The organism is Niabella aurantiaca DSM 17617 (genome assembly GCF_000374125.1).
Lineage (GTDB): Bacteria > Bacteroidota > Bacteroidia > Chitinophagales > Chitinophagaceae > Niabella > Niabella aurantiaca.
The window spans coordinates 253228-276166 of the sequence record NZ_KB893645.1 but is presented as its reverse complement, the minus strand read 5'-3'; the positions used below and the strand labels follow the sequence as shown (position 1 = coordinate 276166).

Annotated in this window: 12 protein-coding genes; all 12 read right to left on the bottom strand. The window is 51.2% G+C overall.

The window, feature by feature from the left end; translation table 11 throughout:
* Window positions 1–34: 34 nt before the first annotated feature.
* The 12 genes from B160_RS0122390 to B160_RS0122335 all read right to left on the bottom strand — a co-directional run bounded on the left by B160_RS0122390 (window position 35) and on the right by B160_RS0122335 (window position 22931).
* Window positions 35–1471: an arylsulfatase B gene (locus tag B160_RS0122390; RefSeq protein WP_018630182.1), complete on the bottom strand. Its 1437-nt coding sequence runs from the start codon at window positions 1469–1471 to the stop codon at window positions 35–37.
* Window positions 1428–5558, bottom strand: a complete 4131-nt coding sequence (locus B160_RS0122385) for a hybrid sensor histidine kinase/response regulator transcription factor (RefSeq protein ID WP_018630181.1) — start codon at window positions 5556–5558, stop codon at window positions 1428–1430. Before B160_RS0122385 ends, B160_RS0122390 begins: the two co-directional genes overlap by 44 nt.
* A 5-nt stretch (window positions 5559–5563) precedes the next feature.
* Window positions 5564–6967, bottom strand: a complete 1404-nt coding sequence (locus B160_RS0122380) for a sulfatase (RefSeq protein WP_018630180.1) — start codon at window positions 6965–6967, stop codon at window positions 5564–5566.
* Window positions 6968–7028: 61 nt separating this feature from the next.
* Window positions 7029–8405, bottom strand: a complete 1377-nt coding sequence (locus B160_RS0122375) for a sulfatase family protein (protein ID WP_018630179.1) — start codon at window positions 8403–8405, stop codon at window positions 7029–7031.
* A gap of 9 nt (window positions 8406–8414) precedes the next feature.
* Window positions 8415–9737, bottom strand: coding sequence for an alkaline phosphatase family protein (locus tag B160_RS29910; RefSeq protein ID WP_018630178.1), 1323 nt, complete (start codon window positions 9735–9737; stop codon window positions 8415–8417).
* Between the two features lies 1 nt (window position 9738).
* Complete coding sequence (locus B160_RS0122365; protein ID WP_157558180.1) at window positions 9739–11826, bottom strand: arylsulfatase; 2088 nt, start codon at window positions 11824–11826, stop codon at window positions 9739–9741.
* Between the two features lie 32 nt (window positions 11827–11858).
* Entirely contained in the window at window positions 11859–13412 is a 1554-nt protein-coding gene (locus B160_RS29905; RefSeq protein ID WP_211218099.1) for an arylsulfatase, read from the bottom strand.
* A gap of 47 nt (window positions 13413–13459) precedes the next feature.
* On the bottom strand, window positions 13460–14392 hold the full coding sequence (locus B160_RS32145; protein WP_018630175.1) for a hypothetical protein: 933 nt from the start codon (window positions 14390–14392) through the stop codon (window positions 13460–13462).
* 29 nt (window positions 14393–14421) lie between these two features.
* Window positions 14422–15717 (bottom strand): group II intron reverse transcriptase/maturase, encoded by a 1296-nt coding sequence (gene ltrA, locus B160_RS29900; RefSeq protein ID WP_018630174.1) that lies wholly within the window; start codon window positions 15715–15717, stop codon window positions 14422–14424.
* Window positions 15718–16330: 613 nt separating this feature from the next.
* The gene (locus tag B160_RS0122345; protein WP_018630173.1) at window positions 16331–18034 is read right to left on the bottom strand and encodes a RagB/SusD family nutrient uptake outer membrane protein; all 1704 of its coding nucleotides are present in this window, start codon (window positions 18032–18034) and stop codon (window positions 16331–16333) included.
* 10 nt (window positions 18035–18044) lie between these two features.
* Window positions 18045–21179, bottom strand: coding sequence for a SusC/RagA family TonB-linked outer membrane protein (locus tag B160_RS0122340; RefSeq protein ID WP_018630172.1), 3135 nt, complete (start codon window positions 21177–21179; stop codon window positions 18045–18047).
* 18 nt (window positions 21180–21197) lie between these two features.
* Entirely contained in the window at window positions 21198–22931 is a 1734-nt protein-coding gene (locus B160_RS0122335) for a RagB/SusD family nutrient uptake outer membrane protein (protein ID WP_018630171.1), read from the bottom strand.
* Window positions 22932–22939: the final 8 nt, after the last annotated feature.

The window sequence follows — 22939 nt, the reverse complement described above, 5'->3', positions numbered from 1 at the left end:
AACAATCGCGGCCGGGGCCCGCCCAAACGATGCATCACTCAGTGATGTTCCAGTTGCGCGGAGCCCTGAAGGTCTTTCTTCCCTGGCTGTATGGCGGCACTTTTTCAGCGGGTACAATGGCTTCGTATTGCCTCACCTCGGCAAGCATGCTCTTTACGATATCCGGATGCTGAGCGCTCAGATCCCGCTGTTCGTAAGGATCTGTGCCGATCGCAAACAGCTGTGGGGTACCTGTACCGGACTTATCTGCCATTTTTGCGGCTACGAGTTTCCAGCCATGGCGGATAAGGGTGCCGTTTCCGAGGTAAAAGCTTCTTGCCACCGGTTTGCCTTTTGCAAGCGATTCCAGAACAGAGATGCCGTCATAGGGCTGCGCCGGTTGGGTCTTTATGCCCGCTACCTGCCGGAGTGTGGGCGCTATATCAATATACCCCATTACCTGCTCGGATACGCGGCCGCCTTTTAACCCGCCGGGCCACCGGATCACCGCGGGCACCCGCACGCCACCTTCCCATTCCTGGAATTTAAACCCGCGCAAGGGCTTATTAAGCCCTCCTTCCCTGGGGGCTCCATTGTCGCTCTGGAACAACACCAATGTATTTTCGGCGATCCCCGCGCGATCCAGCGCGTTCAGCACGCGCCCGATGCCCTCGTCCATTGTGCTGACCATCGCCGCGTAGGTCTGCCTGCGGGTATTGCCGTGTCCGCGGCTGCCTTCGCCTTCTGTCTTGCCGTTGCCAAAGACGGGCTTTGAAGGATCAAAACCATATTGCGCAAGCGCTGCTGCTTTTGCCTGCAGCGGGCCGTGGGGCGCATTGTAAGCAATGTATAAAAAGAAGGGACCTTCATCTTTGTAACGGTTGATGCATTTAACTGCTTCATCGGAGATCAGGTCCGTTGAATAGCCGGTATCATAGGCGGTTTCCCAGTCGTTATGCCAGTCCAGCTCCCCTTCCCGTTTGTGGGTGAAATAGTCGATGGCGCCATTATAATGCCCGTAAAAATGAGTGAACCCGCGACGCAGCGGCAGGTATTTTCTTTTTGAATGCCCCAGGTGCCATTTGCCGATTGCTGCACGATTCCGGTAGCCCGCTGCTGCCAGCATCCGCGGAAGGAACTCCGCAGCGGTATCTACGCCAAAGTTGAGCCAGGGCGCGATCACATTTTCACGTAGGCCATACCGCTCCGGCAGGCGCCCCGTCATCAGTCCCGCGCGCGTGGGTGAGCAGATGGGGCTGACATAGTACCGGTTGAGCACAACGCCTTCGCGGGCCAGACCGTCCAGATGCGGGGTCCGGATCTCACTTCCGTGAAATCCCACATCGCCCCAGCCCATATCATCGGCCACGATGATCACGATATTGGGTGGTATGGATTGCGCGTGCAGCCGGGGCATGGCCAGCAAAAACAGGGCGAGCAACCAGGTACTACGCCTGGTCCTTCCGGATAACTGTATCTTTCTTGTATGCATGATCGGATAAATATTTTTCAATAAACTCACTGGGCGTTGCTCCAAACTGAAGCGTAAAACATTTTGTAAAATAGGAAGGTGAACTGAATCCCGTCCGGTACCCGGCTTCTGAAACATTGCATCCACCGGACAACAGCAATTTTGCGGCTTCCTTTAAACGGATCACCCGTATAAATTCATTTGGACTGTGCCCGGAGATGGCCTTTAGTTTTTTATGAAGCGTAGAGCGGCTCATGGCCAGCTCCCGGCTCAGCTCTTCCACCGATAACTGATGATCATCCAGGCGCTCTTCAATAACCGCAGTGATCTGGTCAATAAAGATCTTGTCATTCGGGTTATTGTACAGCGTATTGGCCTCCACAAACGGGTGCGCACTGAATTTTTCTTTCAGACGGGCCCGGGTCTCCAACAGGTTCCGGATAGTGGCGGTGATCTGTTTCCATTTAAACGGCTTCATGATATAAGCATCGGCGCCGCTCTCCAGGCCCTGCAGTTCTGCATCGGTGGTGCCTTTTGCCGTAAGCAGGATCACCGGTATATGGCTGCTGCTGATCTGTTCTTTGATCTGCCGGCAGAGCGCAATACCATCCATTTCCGGCATCATTACATCCGACAATACCAGATCGATCTGCCGGGTTTGAAGGATGCTGAGCGCTTCCCGGCCATTGATCCCACAGCAGGTGTTGTATCCCTCGGCCTTCAGGTTGGCCGATATAAAGTCCAGCATATTCAGATCGTCTTCCACGATGAGCACATGGGGCCGCCCCGTGTCCTGCTCCGTATCCTCGTCCTCATCTTCCTCCCCTGCTGCAGCCTGCTCTTTTTCAACGGTTCCTTCAAAAGGCAGCGCGAGGGTGAAAGTGGTGAACCCATCCTTTGCATTTTCTGCGGTCAGGACCCCCGAGTGCTTTTCCGCCAGCGCCTTTGCCAGGGAAAGACCAATGCCGGTGCCTCCTACATTTTTTAATTGCCAGGCTTCCCCCGTTACTTTAAAAAACGGTTTAAATACGTCTTCCAGTTGTGCCGGCGGTATTCCCATACCATCATCCTTAACGGCGATGGTGGCAAAACGGCGGCCCTTTGCATCCGGCTCCGGCTGGCTCACTTTCAGCTCCACAACAGAAGCCGCAAACTTGAATGCGTTGATCAGCAGGTTGTTGATAATTTTTTGCAGGGCCTCCGGATCCGCGTCCAGGGTAAGCCGGTCCACATCAGTTGTCAGCAAAAACCGCAACTGCTTTTGCGCGGCAATGGTACCAAAGCGCGCGTAGAGTGCCTGTACAAACGAGATCAGCTCCACAGGCTCTTTCCGGATGGTGTAAATATCGCTTTCGATCCGGCGGAAATCGAGCAGCTGGTTCACGAGCGACTGAAGGCGCCGGCTGTTCTCTTCCATTACCACCAGTTGCTTGTGCTGTTCAGGATGCACAAGGGTGTCTTTCAAATGATCGAGCGGTGCCATGATCAATGACAGCGGGGTCCGTATCTCATGGGCCATGGTGGTAAAGAAATCCATCTTTTGCTGGTAAAACTCTTTCTCGCGCTGCACATTCAGTTTTTCCAGCCGTACTGTGTTCTTCCGGGCTTCCCGGCGCTTGTAATAATTGCGCAGGGCAAACACACCGGCAACCAGCAGCGCGGCATAAAAGATATACGCAACGGTGGTCCGGTAAAGTGGCGGGCGTACTTTTATGACCACGGAGGTCATCTTGCCGGCCCAGTTCCCATAGATATCCGTAGCCTTCACTTTAAAAAGATACTCACCGGGCGGCAGGTTGGTGTACGTAGCCACACGCTGGGTGCCCACATTGTTCCACTGCTTATCAAAGCCGTCCATTTTATAGGCATATTTTATCTTATTGGGATCCTTAAAATCCAGGAGCGCATACTCAAAACTGATCACCGACTGATGATAGGACAGATCGATCCGGCGGGTAAAGCCGATCAGCTGCTGCAATGCGCTTTTCTGATCATCCAGGTCGGGCTCATGATCAAATATCTTAAAACTGGTCAGGATGATATTGCTGCCCGAAGCCGTAGTACTGATCCTTTCCGGGTAAAATGCATTAAAGCCGTTGATCCCGCCGAGCAAGATCCGGCCATCGCGGGAACGGTAATAGGCATTGTAATTATAGAGCTTTCCCTGAAGATTGTTGAGGCCGGTATAAGACCAGATCCGGCCATTTTTTCCGGAAAATTTAAGAATGCCGTTGTTGGTCGACAGCCACAGGTATCCCGAGTCATCCGGCACAATACCAAACACCACATTGCTCAGTCCCTGCGCAGGTCCATACCGGGTAAACATCCCCGTTTTTTTGTCCAGCCGGTTCAGTCCGCCGCCATCGGTTCCCAGCCACAATGCTCCTTTTGAGTCGTCATACAGGGAAATGATCTTGTTGGAGCTGATCGTTGCGTTGCCTGCGCCGGCACGGTAGTGCTCCCATTTTCCGGTGCGCTGGTCCTTTTTTATCAGCCCGTTCTCGTAAGTGGCGATCCACAGGCATTGCGCGTCATCTTCATATATTTTATAGATGCAGCTATTCTGCAGATCCCGGTCGGTTACTTTTTTAAAACAATTCTTTACCGGATCAAAAACATTCAATCCCTTTACCGTACCCAGCCAAATGGTACCGCTGCGATCCTCATAAATACAGTAGATACTGTTGGAGCTGATGCTTCCGGCATCGGAAGGGTCATGATGGTATTGTGCTACCCGGCCCGTTTTCAGATCAATCACGTTCAGCCCTCCGGAGTAGGTACCTACCCAAAGCCGGTCGTTCCGGTCTTTATACAATGCATGAATGTTGTGGTATGAAAGCCCCTGGGTAAACGGTAAGAACGGGTATTTAAGAAAATGCCCGGTAGCAGCCTCAAAATAATTCAGACCGCCGTTTTCCGTGCCCACCCAAAAACACCCCGGTTTGTCTTCCAGAAAACAGCTTACTGCGCTGCCGGAAAGTCCGTAGGCGCTGCCATTGGGATAATACAGCTCAAAGGAGGCGTCTCCCGGTGAAAAATAATTCACTCCTCCAAAATAGGTTCCTACCCAGATCCCGCCCTGGCGGTCTTCATAAATGGAATAAACCGCATTGTCGCTAATGCTGTACGGATCGCCGCGGTTGTTCTTATAGGTTGTAAAAACACCCGTAGCGGTATTCAAGACATTCAATCCTTTTTCTGTTGCTACATAGACCTGCCCCGGAATGGGCTGATAGATGGCCCGCACAATATTGTCGCTGATGGCGTGGGCACCGCCCGTCCGGAACACTTTAAATTGCTGCCGCTGCACTTCCCACCGGTTCAGTCCCCCTGATAACGTACCCACCCAAATGTCGCCTCCGGGATCCCGGTAAAGGGAAAGGATAAAGTTGCTGGACAGCGCCCCGTTCTGCTTCCCTGCCTTATGATGTTCAAACCGGTTCGTTACCGGGTCCAGCACATCGATGCCTTCGCCAAAAGTGCCCATCCATATCTTTCCCCGGCCGTCTTCCACCAGCTTCCGTACCTGGTTCAGCGAGAGGCCACCCCTGGTGGCCCGGTAATTCCATACTTTGCCGCTGTGCAGCGCTACCCGGAACACACCATTATTACGGGTTGCAACCCATGCCTCGTTCTTTGTTGATCTGAGGATGTCAAAGACCAGGTCCTTTTTTGCAAAGGCGATACGGGCAAACTTTTCCCGGGTCAGATCAAATGCATACAACCCTTCCTCCGTTCCTACCCAAAAGGTGGTGCTGTTGATCCTGCATACGGAATGGATCAGGCTGTTATCTGCATGGTCCTTATCCGCACGTACCTGGTAGATCTTAAAATTATACCCGTCAAAGCGGTTGAGCCCGTTCTTGGTCCCAAACCAAAGATATCCCTGATCATCCTGTAAGATATTCCAGACCGTATTGGACGACATGCCATCCTGAACACTGAAATTCTTAAAGAGCATCTGCTGCCCTTGCAATAGCGAGGGCAACAATATTCCCAGTAAACAGACGACCTTTATTCCTCCGCTCCGGATCCGTTTCCACCTTTTAACCATGCACGTAAGCCGTTGCGGGTTTTTATAATGTTCTATATGTACCGCAATGTTCAATTGGTTTATTTTTTCTTTTTCTTCCGGGCATTCACATCCGGAGTTTCTGCATGTACCGCTTTCAGCCACTGATCCAGCTTCTTTTTCAATTCACCCCGCTTTGCCGGCATCCTGTCTGCAAGATCCGACTGTTCGGACGGATCGTTTTTCAGATCGTATAATTCGGTGCGTTGGGCTTTATAAAAATACAACAACTTATAATCACCATCCCGTACCGCGCTGCACATCCGGTTCACCCATTTACCCGTTTCGGAAGGGTAATGCCAGAAGAAGGGTTCGCGTGCTTCCATTTTTTGTCCGCGCATCAGGGGCAGGATACTTTTGCCATCCAGGATATTCCCTTTGCGGTTCTTTGTTCGCGCCAGCTCCAGGAAGGTCGGATAAAAGTCCGTAGCCATCACCCGGGTGTCAATATCCGTACCGGGACGGATAGCGGCCGGCCAGCGCATCAGCAGATTTTCTCTTACACCACCTTCGTAAAGCCAGGATTTTCCGGCGCGGAGGATGCCGTTATTTCCAAGGTGCCAAACGCCCCCGTTGTCGGAAAAAAAGATCACCAGGGTGTTCCGGTCAATCCCCGCTTTTTTCAATGTTTCCATAATGGTTCCCACTCCTGCATCGATCCGTTCGATCATTGCGGCGAGATATGGATTATCCAGATGATCGGCTTCATGTCGGGTCCCCTCAAACAGTGCATCGGCTTTCCCGGCACCGTACTTCGCATCAAACTTCGCTTTGTACTTTTTTACCAGGGCCACCGGAGCATCCAGCCGGGTATGCACACTGTAGAACGTAAGATAGAGAAAGAAAGGCGATTGCCGGTTGCGCATGATGAAATCAGAAGCTTCGCTGCATTGCCGGTCGGTCAGATATTCTCCTTCCTTCCCTGTGGTGAATGTATTTATTTTATCATACGGATAAAAATAATCGCCGTCGGCAATGTATTTTGTTTCGGAACCGATGACCTCATCAAAGCCATGCTGTCTGGGATTGCCTTTGGGTGCATCAAATTTTGTGTCGAGGTGCCATTTGCCAACAATCCCCGTATGATACCCTGCCGCCGCCAATGCGCGGTTCACAGTATACGAATGCGCAGGATCCAGGTAACGGTCCGCGTTGTTGTCCAGGAAATCGGTGATGCGTATTCTTGCCGGGTACTGTCCCGTCATGATGCCCACACGGGAAGGTGAGCAGATCGGTGCAGCGGAATAGGCCTGTGTAAACTGCGCGCCCTCCCGGGCCAGCTGGTCCAGGTGGGGCGTTTCGTTAAAAGTATTACCATAGCATCCTAACTCGGCAGAGCCCAGGTCGTCTGCCATAATAAAAATAATGTTGGGCCGCTGCTGTGCTGCTACAGTCATGCTCCACAGGCTTGCAGCCGTCAAAACGAATAATCTTATTTTTTTCATCTGTTGTATTCAGGGTTTATTTTTTAATTCCAGTTACAGGTTGTTCCTTTTCCAACGCCCGTCATTTCCGCTCAAAGGGAATGTCCAGCGCCGCACCCGGATCGCCCTGTTGTTGCATCCAATCCTCCAGTTTAGCCCGGTAGGCAGCGATTTGCCGCGCATATTTTTTATCGCCGGCTAAATTGTGCAATTCATACGGATCTTTCTCCAGGTCATAAAACTCCACAGCAGGCCGGTTGACATTCCGTTCTACCAATACCTTGTCCTTCGGGGAATTTTCCGCTTTTACTTTCCAGCTCACCCAATAGGCATTTTTTGGGTTCATCATATACCTGATATGGTATTTTTTTTGGGGTGTCAGGTTCAGCAGCAGTTTATACCTGCTGCCCCGGATGCTGCGGATGGGATATGGCGGCCCTTCGGGAAAATTATTATGAATGCCGTAGGCCACATCCCGCGCCTGTATTGTCGTTCCCCTGAGCACGCCCAAAAAACTCCGGCCATCCAGCCGGTCAGCCGGCCTTCCTCCGGCGATGTCGATAAGGGTGGGGGTAATGTCTTCATATTGCACAATGGCATTGGTGACGGCCGCCGGTTTTACCATACCCGGCCAGCGCACGATCATGGAGCTCTTTTGCCCCGCATCCCATAATGTCCATTTAGCGCCGGGAAACTGGGGCCCTTGTTCGCCCAGGAAAATAAATACTGTATTGTGCTCTTTCCCCGTTTCTTTTACCGCCTGCATCAACTCCCCTACCTGGTTATCCAGGCGCCGCACTTCTGCCAGGTATTTTTGAAATTGTCTTCTCGTTGGTTCCGTATCCACCCAATGCGGTGGCAGGATCAGTTTTTCCGGGTCAAATTCGGTCGTATCGCCCATGGTCCAGGGAGCATGCGGATTGATGCTCATCACAAAAAGACAAAAAGGTTTTTGTTGACCGCTCATAAACGCTTTTACATCGGTGAGCGAGTAATCATCCGTGCGCGACACGCAATTGGGCTCAAATCCCTTGATGATCTCAAAAGGAAAAACGGTGCGGGGTTTTGTGCTGTGATTCTTCCCGGTAAGGGCTACGGTATATCCCAGGCCGGAAAGATAATGACCGATGCTTTTTAAGGTATCATATACGGGCTTATGATTCTGGTAAGAACCATGCCGTACGGGATACAGACCTGTGAACAGGGAAGCCCGTGTGGGTATGCACATGGCTTCCGAGGCGATCATCTGGTTGAACTTCATTCCCTGGTCGGCCAGCCGGTCAATGTTTACCGTTTTTAAATTCTGCCCGCCGTAACAACTCAACTGCCGCGAATCCAGGTCATCCGCCATGATCACTACGATATTTGGTGGTCCTTTCTTTTCCTGTGCCCGGGCCTCCGACAGCCAACCCTTTGTCAGCAGTATACCTAAAAGCAACAGCACATATTGTCCTTTCATAATCGTCCTTTAATCTTTTGAAAAAATGGGCGGCAGCTCTTTTGCCTCCCCGGTTAAAGAGGGAATCCCCAGCAGCCGGCAAACCATCGGTGCAACGTCCAGCATGCTTAACTGCGCAACTGAAGTGCCGGATCTTATACCCTGCCCCGATGCGATAAACCCCGTATAGATCTCATTAAAATCCGGATAATATCCATGCGCGCCGCTCAGCTTTTTTTTGCGTACCAGTGGCCCTTCGATTGCGTTGTTTGCCACCACTCCTTTTTTCATGGCCAGCGCCAGCACCACTTCGGGGTTCGCACCGATAGCCTCCAGTTCTTTCTTTGTTACAATGCGGAACAATTGCTGCTGATCTTCCGGAAGGGCGCGCAGCAGTTGTGTTACCCGTTGCATGGCCGCGAGGTCACCCGGCTTTTTTGTATGCAGGTAAGCGGAGCCGCCCACGGTATAAAAACGTGCGGTCCAGTCCTCACCGGTGATCAGGTCATTTTTTTTGAGCAGCACATTGGGGCTAAAGCTCCGGGTGGCATTCACAAACCCATGGTCGCCGGTTACGATGACCGTCGTTTGCCCTTCGCGGCCCGTTTCCCTGATGCTATGCAGCAGCAGGCCGATCATGCTGTCGATGGCGGCAACCGCCTGTTTTACTTCCGGTGCATCCCGTCCATGCTCATGCTGCTCATGATCGGCGCGGATAAAATGCACGGCCAGCAGGCCCGGCTGATATTGCCGGAAAATGAACGCAGCCATGCGGCCGATTGTATGATCGATCTCAGCGTACTTAAAATCCCCTGCGGTAAGGGCGGTTCCCGTAGCTGCCGCCATCTGATCGAGCAGCCCGGCTGGTGTGATAAAAGGTCTTGTCACAGAAAGCTGGTCTGTTTTTTCATCACCGTCTGCGCGGCGCACCGGAAAATTATAATCGATGGGAGCGCCCACGGTCACCGGCCACATCACCGCTCCGGAGCGGATACCTGCTTTTCTTGCCGCAGTCCAGAGCGTAGGCGTCTTTATGGCGCTGTCTTCCCAGTACCAGTGCCCTTTGGGCGCCTGGAACGGCGCATTGTAATATACCCCATGCCGGCCCGGGGGCAGGCCGGTAACGATGGACGTATGCGAGGGATAGGTAACTGTGGGAAAAACACCCACTACCTGCCGGGCATAAGCCCCCTGTTCTTTTAGCTGTCTCAGATGGGGCGCAGGCCAGGAGGGATCCAGGTAAAACTCCGGGCGCAGACCGTCAATACTGATCAGCACCACATGTCTGGATGTCTGGGCCATTGCCGTTGCCCACGAAAGAAAGGCAACCATAAAAAAAAGGATCTGCTTCATATCATTCGTCTTTTACCGGTACTAACGCCACATCATCGATCCACAATTCGGATCCGGCTGCTGCTGTTCCAAAATAAAGCCCGATGCGGTACATGCCATTCTGCGGTACTTTGTCCGAGGTAAACTCAAGGCTCTCTGTTTCCGGCTTCAGCGCTACCTGCTCATCGATGATCTTTGGAGCACCCGGCCCAACGCTTTCCAGGCGGACAAAAAAGCGGGTGTCTTTATTGGCTCTTGTTTTTAGCCGCAGCAGGAAGCGCTCGCCCTTTTGCGCTTTAAACGGCCACAGCATGGAGAGCGCTGCCGGTTTCTGTGCGGGCTGCTCCAGAAACACGCGCGCCGATCTTTCTCCCGAAATACGGCTGCCTTTATCAATCGTGATCGTTCCTTTCAGATCACCGGCGCGATGGATATTCCATCCGCCAAGATTATCGTCGAAGCTCCCGTTCACATTCCGGCGATATGCCTGCATGCGCACATTGTATTCGCGGGTATCCAGCGGAAATGCTCCGATCTTGCGGGCCCATTGCTCCCAGTCGGCATACATTGCCCGGGCGCGTTCAGGGTCCTGCCGGCTGAGGTCGTTCATTTCGGAAGGGTCGGCTTCCATGTCATACAGCTGTACCGAGTCCATGGAAAACGAAGCTCCTTCCGGTGTTTTGGCCACCAGCTTCCATTTTCCATCGCGCAGGGCAATATTGGCTTCGTGCTCCCAGTAGATCTTTCCCCGGTCATTGGGCTTTCCGGAAAAATGCGGCAACAGGCTTTTCCCCTCCATCGGGTGGATGATATTGCCGTGAAACTCCGAAGGGTACCGGGCGCCTGATACGGCAACGCAGGTGGCCATAATATCCGTTATATGGCCATAGTCTGAAATAAATGTATTGCTGAGGCGGGAGGCAATGCCCCGGGGCCAGTGAACGATCAGCGGTGTGGCAATGCCTCCCTCGTGGGTAAAATGCTTGTATTGCTTAAAGGGCGTGCTGCTCACATTTGCCCAGGGTAACCGGTAGCTCTCGAACGTCTCTGCCGTTCCGTCCACTGCTTTGCTTTTCCCGCTGCTGATGAATTCGGCACAGGCGCCATTGTCGCTGAGAAAGAAGATCAGCGTATTTTCCAATGCCTTGTTCTGCCGGAGCGTTTCGATGATCTTCCCGATCCCCGCATCCATTATATCGATCTGCGCCGCATAGATCGCCATCCGGGCACTCATCTCTTCTTTTTCTTTAGCCGACAGCCGGTCCCAGTCCGGAACGGCCGCATCCCGCGGCGTCAGTTTTGTTGTGCTCGTAAACAGCCCCAGCTCCTTTTGTTTTTTGAACCTTGCCGCCCGGATTGCATCCCATCCTTTTTTGTATTCTGCCCTGTATTTGTCGATCGTTTCTTTAAACGCATGCAGGGGCCAGTGCGGCGCTGTGTATGCCACATACATAAAAAAGGGATTGGTGGCCGCCCGGCTAAAATGATCTTTAAGAAAGCGGACGCTGGTGTCGGAAATGGCATTGGTCAGGTAAAAATTGTCCGGTGCCTTGTACCGCCGGTTGTCGCTGTAGATCATAGGTGTAAAATAATTGGCGCCCCCGGGTATGATCCCGAAATAGCGGTCAAATCCCCGTTGCCGGGGCCAGTTATCCGTTACGGCTCCGTCTATTTTGCGTTCGTTCGTAACGTGCCATTTACCCGTCATATAAGTGCTGTATCCCGCGGTCTTCAATACTTCGGCAATGGTTACACATTCCGTATTCAGATTATCCTGGTAAGCGGGACCGGTACCCAGATCGGCGGCGGCCATCCAGCCCATACCGGCCTGATGCGGGTATAGCCCTGTCAATAAAGAAGCCCGGGTAGGACAGCAGCGGGCGGCATTGTAAAACTGACGGTAGCGGATGCCTTCTGTGGCAAGGCGATCCAGGTTGGGCGTTCTTACTTCACCCCCATAACATCCGAGATCCGAAAACCCCATATCATCTGCCAGGATCAATATGATATTGGGTTTGTTCGGCGCTGCCCCGGCAGACTGCGCATACAACTGTGCATGCAGGGTTGCTATACAAAAAAGGAATACCGTACTTTTCAGGAATGTGTTCATGCTTAAATTCATAAGAAGGTCCTACTTATCTTTTACCGTTTTCTTTTATTCTTTTTCCTGCCGGCATCCGTTTGCGCCGCCAGGGGTTTGGGAAACACGAAATGTCTGTCTGCCCATTTCTGCCAGCGCCCCGTTAATTCCCCGAGCCGGTCCGGATACGCGTCGCTCAGGTCCTTTGTTTCGCCCCGGTCTGTTTTCAGGTTGTACAGGGCCCATGCTTTTTCCCCACTCAGCTTCACCGCTTTCCAGCTGCCGTTCCGGACGCCGTAGTTGTTATCATGTTCCCAAAAGAACCAACGGGACGCTGTATCACGACCGGATGTAAGGACCGGCAGCAGGCTGCGCCCCTCCAACGGATGGATCTGATGCTGCCCCACTGTTGCAGGATAGGCTGCTTTCGTAATATCCAGTATCGTGGGCATCACATCGATGATATCAGCGGGAACCTGTGTGATTTTCCCTTTCTGTGCGATGATCCGCTGCGGCCATGAAACGATCGCGTGGGTCGCAATACCTCCTTCCAGCGTTTGCCGTTTGCGGCCGGAAAACGGAGCATTGCACAGGTTCCAGAAATCCGTATGAAAAGTGGCCCCGTTGTCTGAAAGATAAATGATCAGGGTATTTTCCGCCTTCCCGGATTGCTTCAGGTAATCCATCACCCGGCCGATATTGCGATCCATAACATGGACCATCGCTGCATAGGTGGTCATCTTCTTTATTTCTTCCGTTCGCTTTTCCGCACCCAGTGTTGTCCAGGGCTTCAAACGGCTGCTTGCCACAGGCATCTGTTCGGGGATCAGCCCCAGCTGCTTTATCCGTTCCATCCGCTTTTGGCGGACCACATCCCAACCTTCGATATACAGACTCTTCATCTTTTCAATATCTGCGGCAGGCGCCAATAAAGGCATGTGCGCCGCATTAAAAGCAAGATACAAAAAGAACGGCCGGTCATCGTTCTGCTCTTTCAGAAAGCGCAGAGCCTGATCTGTAAAAGCATTGGTCGTATAAAAATCAGGATCGTCCGTTGTGACGATTTCGTTGCCCGAATAAATGCTGCTGTTGCCCTTTGGACTGAAATAATTGGTAGCACCTGCAATGATGCCGTAATAGCGGTCGAACCCGCGCCGGAGGGGGTATTGCGCCCGTACCCGCCCACCGGGCCCGGCCACATGCCATTTTCCGGTCATATAGGTATGATAACCGGCGGTCCTCAATACCTCCGCGATGGTGACACAGTCGTTATTGAGCACGCCGGTATAGCCATAAAGTCCCGGATCGCTTTCTTTTTCGCCGGTCATATTGCCGATGCCGGTCTGATGATTGTCGAGCCCCGTTAAAAGGCTTGCCCGGGTAGGACAGCAACGCGCATGATTGTAGAACTGGGCAAGCCGGATCCCGCTCTGCGCCAGGGCATCCAGGCTGGGCGTAGGGATCTCACCGCCAAAACTGCCGATATCCGAATAACCCAGGTCATCCGCCAGGATCAGCAGGATATTGGGCTTTTCCTGGGCGGCACCATTCCATGCCATACAACCAAAAAGCAAAGACAGGATCAACCGGTATTTCATCATCATTTTATTAGACACTGTAAAAGCCAAAGAGTTTAAATCATTGCAGCCATTCCGGCGACCGATCAGGGCAGTATTGTTTTTGTAGTAATTGCCGCTTCATAATACCGGGTACCAGGCACCCAGCTTCCATCCGTTTGCTCAATCGTTCCTGTTTTCGGATCCAGTGCCGATACGTAGATCAATCCCTTTTTCCCGTTTGCCGTTTTAAATATATATACCCGATCCTTTTTGAGCACTACTGCATCATTTTGCGGATCGGCCAGCGACCGGATCGGCTGGGCATCTGCGCGGGTAATGGCATCATACTGATCCTTTGTCAATGTTGTTGTATCAAACCGCGTTTCCTGAAGCCCGGTCATTGTCAGCAGGCTATAACTGCTTCTTCCTGCCGGATTCACAAAAGCCGGCACCGGGTCGGGGCCTTCAGACGCCAGGACCACATCCCCCAGGGAAAAATCGATCGCCGTTTTATACTGCTCATCCTTGCGCATGTACACGCGCCCCGAAAGCCAGGTTGCAAAATACGGTCCGTAATAATTTTCAACCGTTTCCATGCGCACAGGCTGTGTAAAGATCACAACAGGCGTGATGCGTACAAAGAGGTTTTTTTCATATACGCGGCCCAGCGTGTCGGTGACCACCACTTTGATACATTTGTTGTCCACCAGGTCCGGAACGGTATAGCTGGTTGAATAATTGCGCACCGCGTTCTCAAAAAACCGGGCCGTTCCGTCGATCAGGGCCCCTTTAGCCCCGGTTCTGGTATCTGCCGTATAGATCTCAAAGTTACTGATTCCGGTTCCTGTCGACTGCACATCGATCTTTGCCGTGTACTCCGATACTCCCATTCCCTGATATACAATATTGCTGTCGCCAACCCCCTGAAAAAGGATCGTTACTTCCGGGGAGAAGTCTACTTTTTCGATGCTCTTTTTACAGGAAAAGATGAGCGGCAGTACAGCGAATGTGAGCAACAGGTAAATATTGTTTCCCATTTTATGCATATTTAATTATTATTATTTATTTAGTAAGTAAACCCAGGCATCGCAGCCTGAGATTCTGTTAGAACCGTGCGTAACAGTCTCCCGTTACACGGCTCCGATTTTCCAACCGTTGGTTTCGAGTTCAGTAGTTCCCAATGTGCAAACATCTTGGGTCTGCGCACTGAGATCTGATGAAGCCATCTTACTGTCTTCATCCCTCCTGTTCGAAGTCGTTTGTATTTGCGTCTTGCCCACGCTTCGAGTTTTACATTTAATAGGTGCATAAACTCTTTCATTTTTGTTCTGTAAAATGTTCCGTAATAATTGATCCAGCCCCTTACTATAGGGTTGATTTCATTTGCTATTTCCTGCAACGTATTTGTTGTCCTTCTTAATGCTCCCCACTTTCTCATTTTCTCGTTCATCGCTTTCATTGCTTTAGCACTGACGGCAGGCAGAAAATTAGTGAATGACCCGTCTTTTCTACCGTTCTGTGCTTGCCTTGGTTTAAACGTAAACCCAAGAAAGTCGAACGAGATAACTGGATAGTCTTTGTAAAACTTTCTGTTACTGTCCTTACAATACACCAGCTTTGTTTTTGATGCATGCATTTCAAGACCACAAGCCGTTAACCTCTTTTCCAACGATTTCATCGCTGTCTGACTTTCATTCTGTGACCTGCACATGATGATGGCATCATCAGCATAACGAACCAGCGTACACTCCGGGTGCGCTATACTCAACCATTTGTCCATTGTGTAATGGAGGTATAGGTTGGCAAGTAGTGGCCCGATAACAGAACCTTGCGGAACCCCTTTGGTTCTTGCTACCTGTGTCCCATCAGCCAACTGTAGTGGCGCTGTCAGCCATCTTTCGATGTATAACAGTATCCACCTTGTTTCGCAATGCCTTCTGACTGCTTTCATCAGTAGATCATGTGGAATGTTGTCAAAGAACCCTTTAATGTCAAGATCTATCACCCACGACTGTTTCCAGCATAGTTGTCTTACTCTTTCAACAGCTTGCCTGGCNGACTTNCCNGGNCNNTAANCATANGAGTCTTTAANAAACAGNGNNTCNANCGTTGGTTCCAATAGCCCTCTTACTACAGATTGGGCAATCCGGTCGGCGATAGTAGGTATGCCCAGAGGTCTTAGTCCACCTCCTTTCTTCGGTATCTCAATCAGTTTCACCGGTGGTGGNATNTANCTGCCNGANCTCATNCGATTCCAAAGNNTGTACAGNTTGTNCCTGTANTCTTTGTCAAANTCNNTCATGCTNACTTCNTCCACNCCTGCNCTACCTCTGTTGGATCTNACCTTNTGNNANGCNNNCATCANNAATCGCNNACNNATACTAAACGGTTTTGCTTTGCTCATCTTCATACCTCCTGATCCACTCGTCGGTGAATTAGTTTTTGTTAATGAATAAAAACCGGAAAACAACTCCCCTTCGCTACTGCTATCTTTCGATAGCTGTCATCACTACTACGGAAGTTTCTGCCCCAGTGCTGCTCATTGATACTTTCCTTCTTACAGTGTCTCTTGCTTGAAGTTTTCTCTTAACATCGCAACGACTGGTTCTCACGTTCCATGTAAATGCCTGTGTTAAGCTCACGCTGTCTATACGCCGGATGCCGCAAGAACAATAAACAGGTAACCTCCTTGCTTGTCCCAATGATGCTACTGGACATTGGTTTTGACATCGTCTAATCCTTTCGACGCCTCTGACGACAGTTCACTTATGTTCGCCTTCATTAACACTCACCTGACACCTTTATCGATGCCTTTTCCTTTGACGCTCACCACCACAACTCTTAATCGCAGCAGCTAAAGGTGGTTTGATAGCTACTCCTGTAAGTCGCTACCGATGGGCCTGCCATCATCATCTACATAGCATTAAATAATAAAATCAAAGAACTAATTTGAAATCCTTATTTATTCGTGACACTCAATACCCCGGATTCTGATAGATTAACGGGGTATTGTTGGTTTCATTGTTGGGTAAGGGTGCCAGGTTCATTCTTTCGTTATAACTCCGCTGGTCCAGTATTTTGCGGACGTATTTCCCGGACACGATGCTGATCCCCGTAGCAGGGCGGTTCATCAATTCTTTGGCGATCTTCCATCGCCGGATATCAAAAAAACGATGCTCTTCAAAACATAATTCCACACGCCGCTCCTTCCGGATCCGCTGCCGCAGGGTACTTTGCGTAAAATCAGCGGCATTCAACGGCTGGGTGATCCCCGCCCTTTCGCGGATGCGGTTCAGTTGCGCTACCGCCTTTTCTCTTGCCCCTGCGTCATCGCTGGCTTCATTTATTGCTTCTGCATAGTTCAAAAGCACTTCCGCATAACGCATCATTATAAAATTCATAGAAGTGGTGCCCCCGCTTCGGTGGTCGATGCGGTCGTCCAGGTACTTCACCAGAAAATAGCCGCTGCCCCAGTTATTCGGCGTTCTGATATCTACGGTAGCCGGGCCTTTATTTACATTTGGCCAGGTCGTTCCATGATGCAGTATCGACTGGTTCAGCCGGGGATCCCGGTTTGCATACGGGTCCTGTTCATCATAGCCTGAAGCAGGGTTAATGACAGGGCTGTAGTCCGCATTGTAGCCGAGGATCGGCTCGGTACCATCCTTCATATCATAGCAGTCTACCAGCCATTGTGTAGGAACGGTGGTCAGCTCCTTGTTCACATTCCAGGGATTAAACGCCGGGAACAGGTTATACAGATCATTATCCGGAGCCCGCAGATAGACCAGTATATTCTCCGGGTTGTTGCGCTCGTTAAAGAGCCGTGTATAGCTCTTCTCCGGTTCTCCCGGTGCTTCGTACAGGTGATGCACCCCATTGGCATCTGCATAATGGATCAGATCCATTGCCGCCGCCGCCGCCTCCTCCCACTTTACGCCTGAAGCCTGGAACAAAGGACTGGCTGCGTATAGCAGGGTACGCGCCTTATAGGCCATGGCCGCCGTTCTGGTGGCACGTCCGTAATCCGATCCTGACCAGCTGTCCGGCAAAACGCCGTCGCGCGCCAAAGCGTCAAATTCGCCCACAATGAACTGTACGGTGGTGTGCAGGTCTTCCCTTTTTGTTGTATCAAATGCAAACGGGTCTATGGGCTTTGTGGTGATCACCAGTGGTCCGAACCAGCGGAACAGCTCATGATAAAAATAAGCTCTTAAAAAGCGGGCCTGGTTGGTGCTGCTGGTTTTTTCGGCGACCGTCATCGGGCAGCGGTCAATATTTGCCAGGAAGATGTTGGCATTGCGTATGGCCATATAGTAGAACCGCCACGGATGTGTATTCACGACGGGGTTGGAGGTAGCAGTGATAGCGCCGGTAATGTATTTCTGGATGCCCGGCGAAGTGCCGGCATTACGGGTCGTATTGCCCGCCCCATCATCCGTTGCATTATCCAGCATGGCTACGGTCACGTTCATATCAAACAGTCTTGAAAAACTGCCGCTGTTATTGGCCGTTACCTCCCGCATGCGGCCATACAGATCATACAGCGCCCTGCGCGTATACCCCACGTCGGTAAATACCTTTTCATCTGTAAGCTCATCCAGGTCGGTACTGTCCAGCCCATCTTTATTACAGCTCATCAAAAGCAGAACGGAGACAAAAAAACAGATCCTTTTCATAATCCTACCTTTAGAAATTAACGTTTAAGCCAAAATTCACAATACGCTGCTGCGGATAAAACTGTCCTGTGTTCCGTTCGGGACTCGATTCCGGATCTACCCGCTTTACTTTATCCCAGGTAAATAAGTTGAAGGCATTGGCATACAACCGCACGGAGCTGACCGGTGTTCTGCTCAGCAGCTTTTTGCCGACCGTATAACCGATCTGAAGATTCTTCACCCGGAGGTAGTCCCCGTTCCGCAACCAGAAATCAGAAAGAAAATAATTCTGATGGCTCGCTTCCGCTTTTTGCAGGAAGCGGGGATAAGTAGCTGCCGCAGCCGTTTCGGGTGTCCACCGGTTCGCATGCTCCGCGTAATAATTCCCCCAGCTATTATCCCATCCCAGGTCGCCGGCCATGTAAACGGAGCTCCGGGCAGCACCCTGGAACAGCACATTCAGATCAAATCCTTTGTACCCGATACCGCCAGACAGGGAGTAGGTAATCTCCGGAACCGTGCTGTAACCGATCGGAGCCTGATCGTTCTGATCCACAATCCCATCTTTATTAATATCCTGGTACTTCATATCACCGGGCTTCAGCCCCGTAAGGCCAAATTGCTGGGGCGACGCAGCAATCTCATCATACGATGCAAAAAAACCATCAAAGTAGTACCCGATAAACTGGTCAATGGGATGACCGGTTGCATACATATAATCATAAGGTTGTGTCGTCTCCCTCATATACTCGATGGTGTTGCGGGCGTTCGAATAGATGGCTTTGATAAAATAAGATAAATGGCCCTTTGTTTTGTCCTGCCATCCCAGCTCCAGCTCATATCCTTTATTATCCACAATACCAATATTCTCCGGAGCCAGACTGTTTACGCCGGACGCCAGTATATAACGCGTGGGGATCGTCAGTATATCGGTCCGGTGCTCTTTAAATACATCCGCATTCAATGTCAATCTCGAATCCAGCCATCTGGTATCCACACCGATATTGTATTTTGATGCCGTTTCCCAGCGTATGTTCTCGTTGGCCATTCTTCCTTCTGTTAATCCTTTCACCAGCGGGTTGTGCACCTCGCCAAAAGAATAAGGCACCCCGTCTATATAGCTCGATTTATAGTAATAAGAAAACCCGCCCAGCTTGTCGTTGCCCACCTGCCCGAAGGATGCCCGCAGCTTGGCAAAATCCAGGATCCCGCGGTCTCCCATAAACTGCTCGTTGGTAAGGATCCATCCCGCAGAAACAGATGGGAACAACTGGTAACGATGCCCTTTGGCAAACCTGTTGGATCCGTTATACCCCATATTTGCTTCCAGCAGGTAGCGGTTGTCATAGTCATAATTGATACGGGCGATCAGGGCCTGGTAGATATGGGGCACATATGAATAGAGTCCCCCGGGTGAAGATTTTGAACTGTAGTTGGCCAGCAGTACGCCCGAAAGATGGTGCTTCGCACCGAACGTCTCTTTGTAGCGCATGGCCAGCTCTATGTACTGATCATATATGGCCGGATTCTTTCCGGATCCCTGGCTGGGCAGCACGCCGCTCAGGCCTTGTAAATAGGAGCTATCCTTCGGGTTGAACGCATACAGGTACGGTCTCCGGATCATCCCCCGCCAGTTTCCCCAGTCCACATCAAAGGCATAGCGTCCGTCGAAAGAAAGTCCGCTCAATAATTTCCGAAGATTGTATTTGAAGGAAAATGCGGTCTGCAATTCGTTGTCATAGCCCGAACGGAAACCGGTCTGTGTGATCGTTACCAATGGGTTTTGCCTCCATACCCCTATTGCCCCGGCAAAACTTCCATTGGGATTCATGAGCGGGAAGGCCTGGGGGGCGTTCCGGTAAAAGGAAGCGAAAAGCCGGAGGTTTTCGGGGCCACTGGCATTGAGGCCGTTATCGTAGGTTGCCGGCCGGTTATCTTTCCGGAAAAGATACGAGGCATCGATCCCCAGCTTCAGGTCCTCGCTCAGGCGGATATCGATATTGGACCGGGTGGTGATCCGGTTGTAATAATAAGCAGGGTCATAGTTTTGATTTTTTAACGCCTCATCCACTTCGGGTGAAAGCCGGATCAGCTGCTGAAGTGTGGGCTTTTCACGAAGCTTATCGATATCGGTCTCAAACATCCCTTGCTGGCTGAAATAGCCTACAGAAACAAAATAAAGCACGATCCTGTTGCCACCGGAAATATTGATATTGTACTTCTGCTGGGAGCCGGGTTTGGTAAACAGCTCTACAAAATTGTTATCGGGGTGCGTGAAGGGGCTTTGATGCGTCCGGTACAGATAGCGATCGTATTCCGATACGGGAAAATTACTTGTATTGGAAGTGATCGATGGGTCGAGCCCCACATTGATGGTACCCTCGCGCTGGAACAAGGCCGTTGTTTCCGCATTCAACGCTGTTGTGAGCCTGTTAAAATGGGTAACGCCATATTCCGAAACAAACGATACCCGGGATTTTCCTTCGGCTCCCCGCCGTGTGGTGACCAGTACTACGCCGTTTGCGCCCCTTACTCCGTAAACAGCTGTAGCGGATGCATCTTTCAGAATGGAAATGCTTTCAATATCCTCGGCATTGATCTGGGTAAAATCACGTTCCACCCCATCCACCAGCACCAGCGGATCTGAGTTATTCAACGTGGCCCGCCCTCTTATAAAAAGTTTGGCATCATCCCCGCCGGGACGCCCGCTCGACTGGCGGGTGATGAGCCCCGGAACACGGCCGGTTAAAGCATTGGTCACACTTGAGACCGGAACGCTCCTGATCTCTGTTGCCTTCACATTGGCAATGGCTCCCGTAACCGATACTTTTCTTTGGGTGCCGTAGCCTACCACCACCACCTCGTCCAGTCCTGCTGCCTCCTGGTGCAGCACAACCGTTCTGCGGTCATTCCCCTCAATCAGCAGTTCTTCATTCCGGTAACCGATCATCGAAAAATGAAGCACCTGTTCCTTTGCGCCATCAAGGAGGATATTAAATCCGCCGTCCTGGTCGGTAATCACCCCCTGCCCTGTTCCTTTTTGCGAAACAGAGACACCCTTTAACCCTTTTCCTGCTTCATTGGTAACCACGCCTGTTACCCTTTGCTGGGAAAAAACCTGCACCAGAAAAAATGAAAGCAATCCTGTTAAAATTAATTTCTTCATAAAGTGATCATTTATCCTTTACCAACCGGGGTTTTGAACGATTCCGGGTAATATCATCGTCTCATTTAAGGGGATCGGGTGCAGGTACATTTTTGTTTCAAACCTGCGCAGCGCGTCTACGGTAAAATACTCCGCTGTCAGCGTACCATTCTTTTGCTCTATTTGTATCCCGTTAACCGGCTGGTTCAATTTGTCACCTTCCATCCAGCGCCGGAGATCAAAGTACCGCTGCTCTTCAAAGGCCAGCTCGATCCTGCGTTCATTTTTTATTTTTATTCGCATTTCACTGGTTGCCACCACATCCTGTAAATATTTATCTGCAGCGGTAAACCCGGCCCTGCTGCGCACCTTTTGGACGGCAGCCCTGGCAGTAAGCCCGAAATCATGTGGGTCTGTATCGGGACCATAGGCTTCATTCATGGCCTCGGCATACAGCAGGAGGATATCTGCCAGCCGGATCATGGGAAAAACGTGAAAAGCGGTTCCCGGGCTGGCTTTGGTAAAATTGATATTAAGGTCCAGGAATTTCCGGAGGTAATACCCCGTATTGGTCGACCGGTCCACCACAGCGTTTAAGGCATCCATCGTAGCGTCTTCGCCACGTTTGGTAAAAATGGTCCCCAGGCCTGCATACGTAGCACCATTGAATCCCATAACCATATTGAAACGGGGGTCCCTGTTCCTGTACTGTGCCGCCAGGTCGGCTCGTGTGTAATCACTGCCATCAGCTTTTGTAAACGCATCTGCAAACTCCTGCGACGGAACCGTGCCTCCTCCTGAATTTTTTGAAAGTGATGGCGGGTATTGCCGGTTCTCAAGATCTGTGGATTTGGGGGCCGTTACGGAAACGATGTACTCATTATTGGGAACCGTTACAAACAACTTTTCATAATTGGCATGCAGGGCATAAACGGCCTTGCCTGCAGTATTTTTCAGATTGATCACGGCAGCACAGGCCTCAGCGGCATCCTGCCACCGCTCTGTTATGGCGGCGCTGCCGGGGCTCACATAGCCCGCGAGCGGATTGCTGTTGCTGTTTTGATTGAACAGGGGACTTGCCGCAAACACCAGTGTTTTTGCCTTTATGGCCAGGGCTGCGCCTTTCGTCATGCGGCCATACCCGCCGTTGCCTCCTACCGGTGTTACATCCAGGTATTTTGCAGCCGAATCGCACAACCGGGTGATATTGCTGACGCAATCAGCAAATGAGCCGCGTTTTTTATCGTTCAACTCCGGATCGCCCAGCATGTAGTATTTATCAAGAATGGGATAGCCGCCATAATGCCTCAAAAGATCAAATTCAAACAATGCCCTCAGACAATACATTTCTCCGGAGTATCTGTTCTTAATGGCCCATACTTCATCGGAGGTCTTATTATTCAGCACCAGGTCAATTTCGCTCAGGCCCTTCTGTACAAACAGCGCCTGCCGTATACCCTTGTAAGCGGATGACCAACAGTTGACCACCGGGTTACTGGAGGTGATGTAGCCCCTGGACAATCGATGGATGGCGGAGGCATCAACGGTGCACATGCCGTCGTCTGTCGCAGCGTCCAGAAAAGCCCCGGATATCCGGTTGAAACCACCCTGCAGATAGGAATAGGCCTGGTTAACCGGCTTCTCATAATTGGCTTCCATCGAAAAAACATCAACCGGTTGCGCCCAGTCGTAGGGCTTCTCATCCAGGTAATGACAGGCCGGAAGCACCATTGCGATGATCATTGTTACAACAATACGGGTAAGCATTTTCATGTTGATGA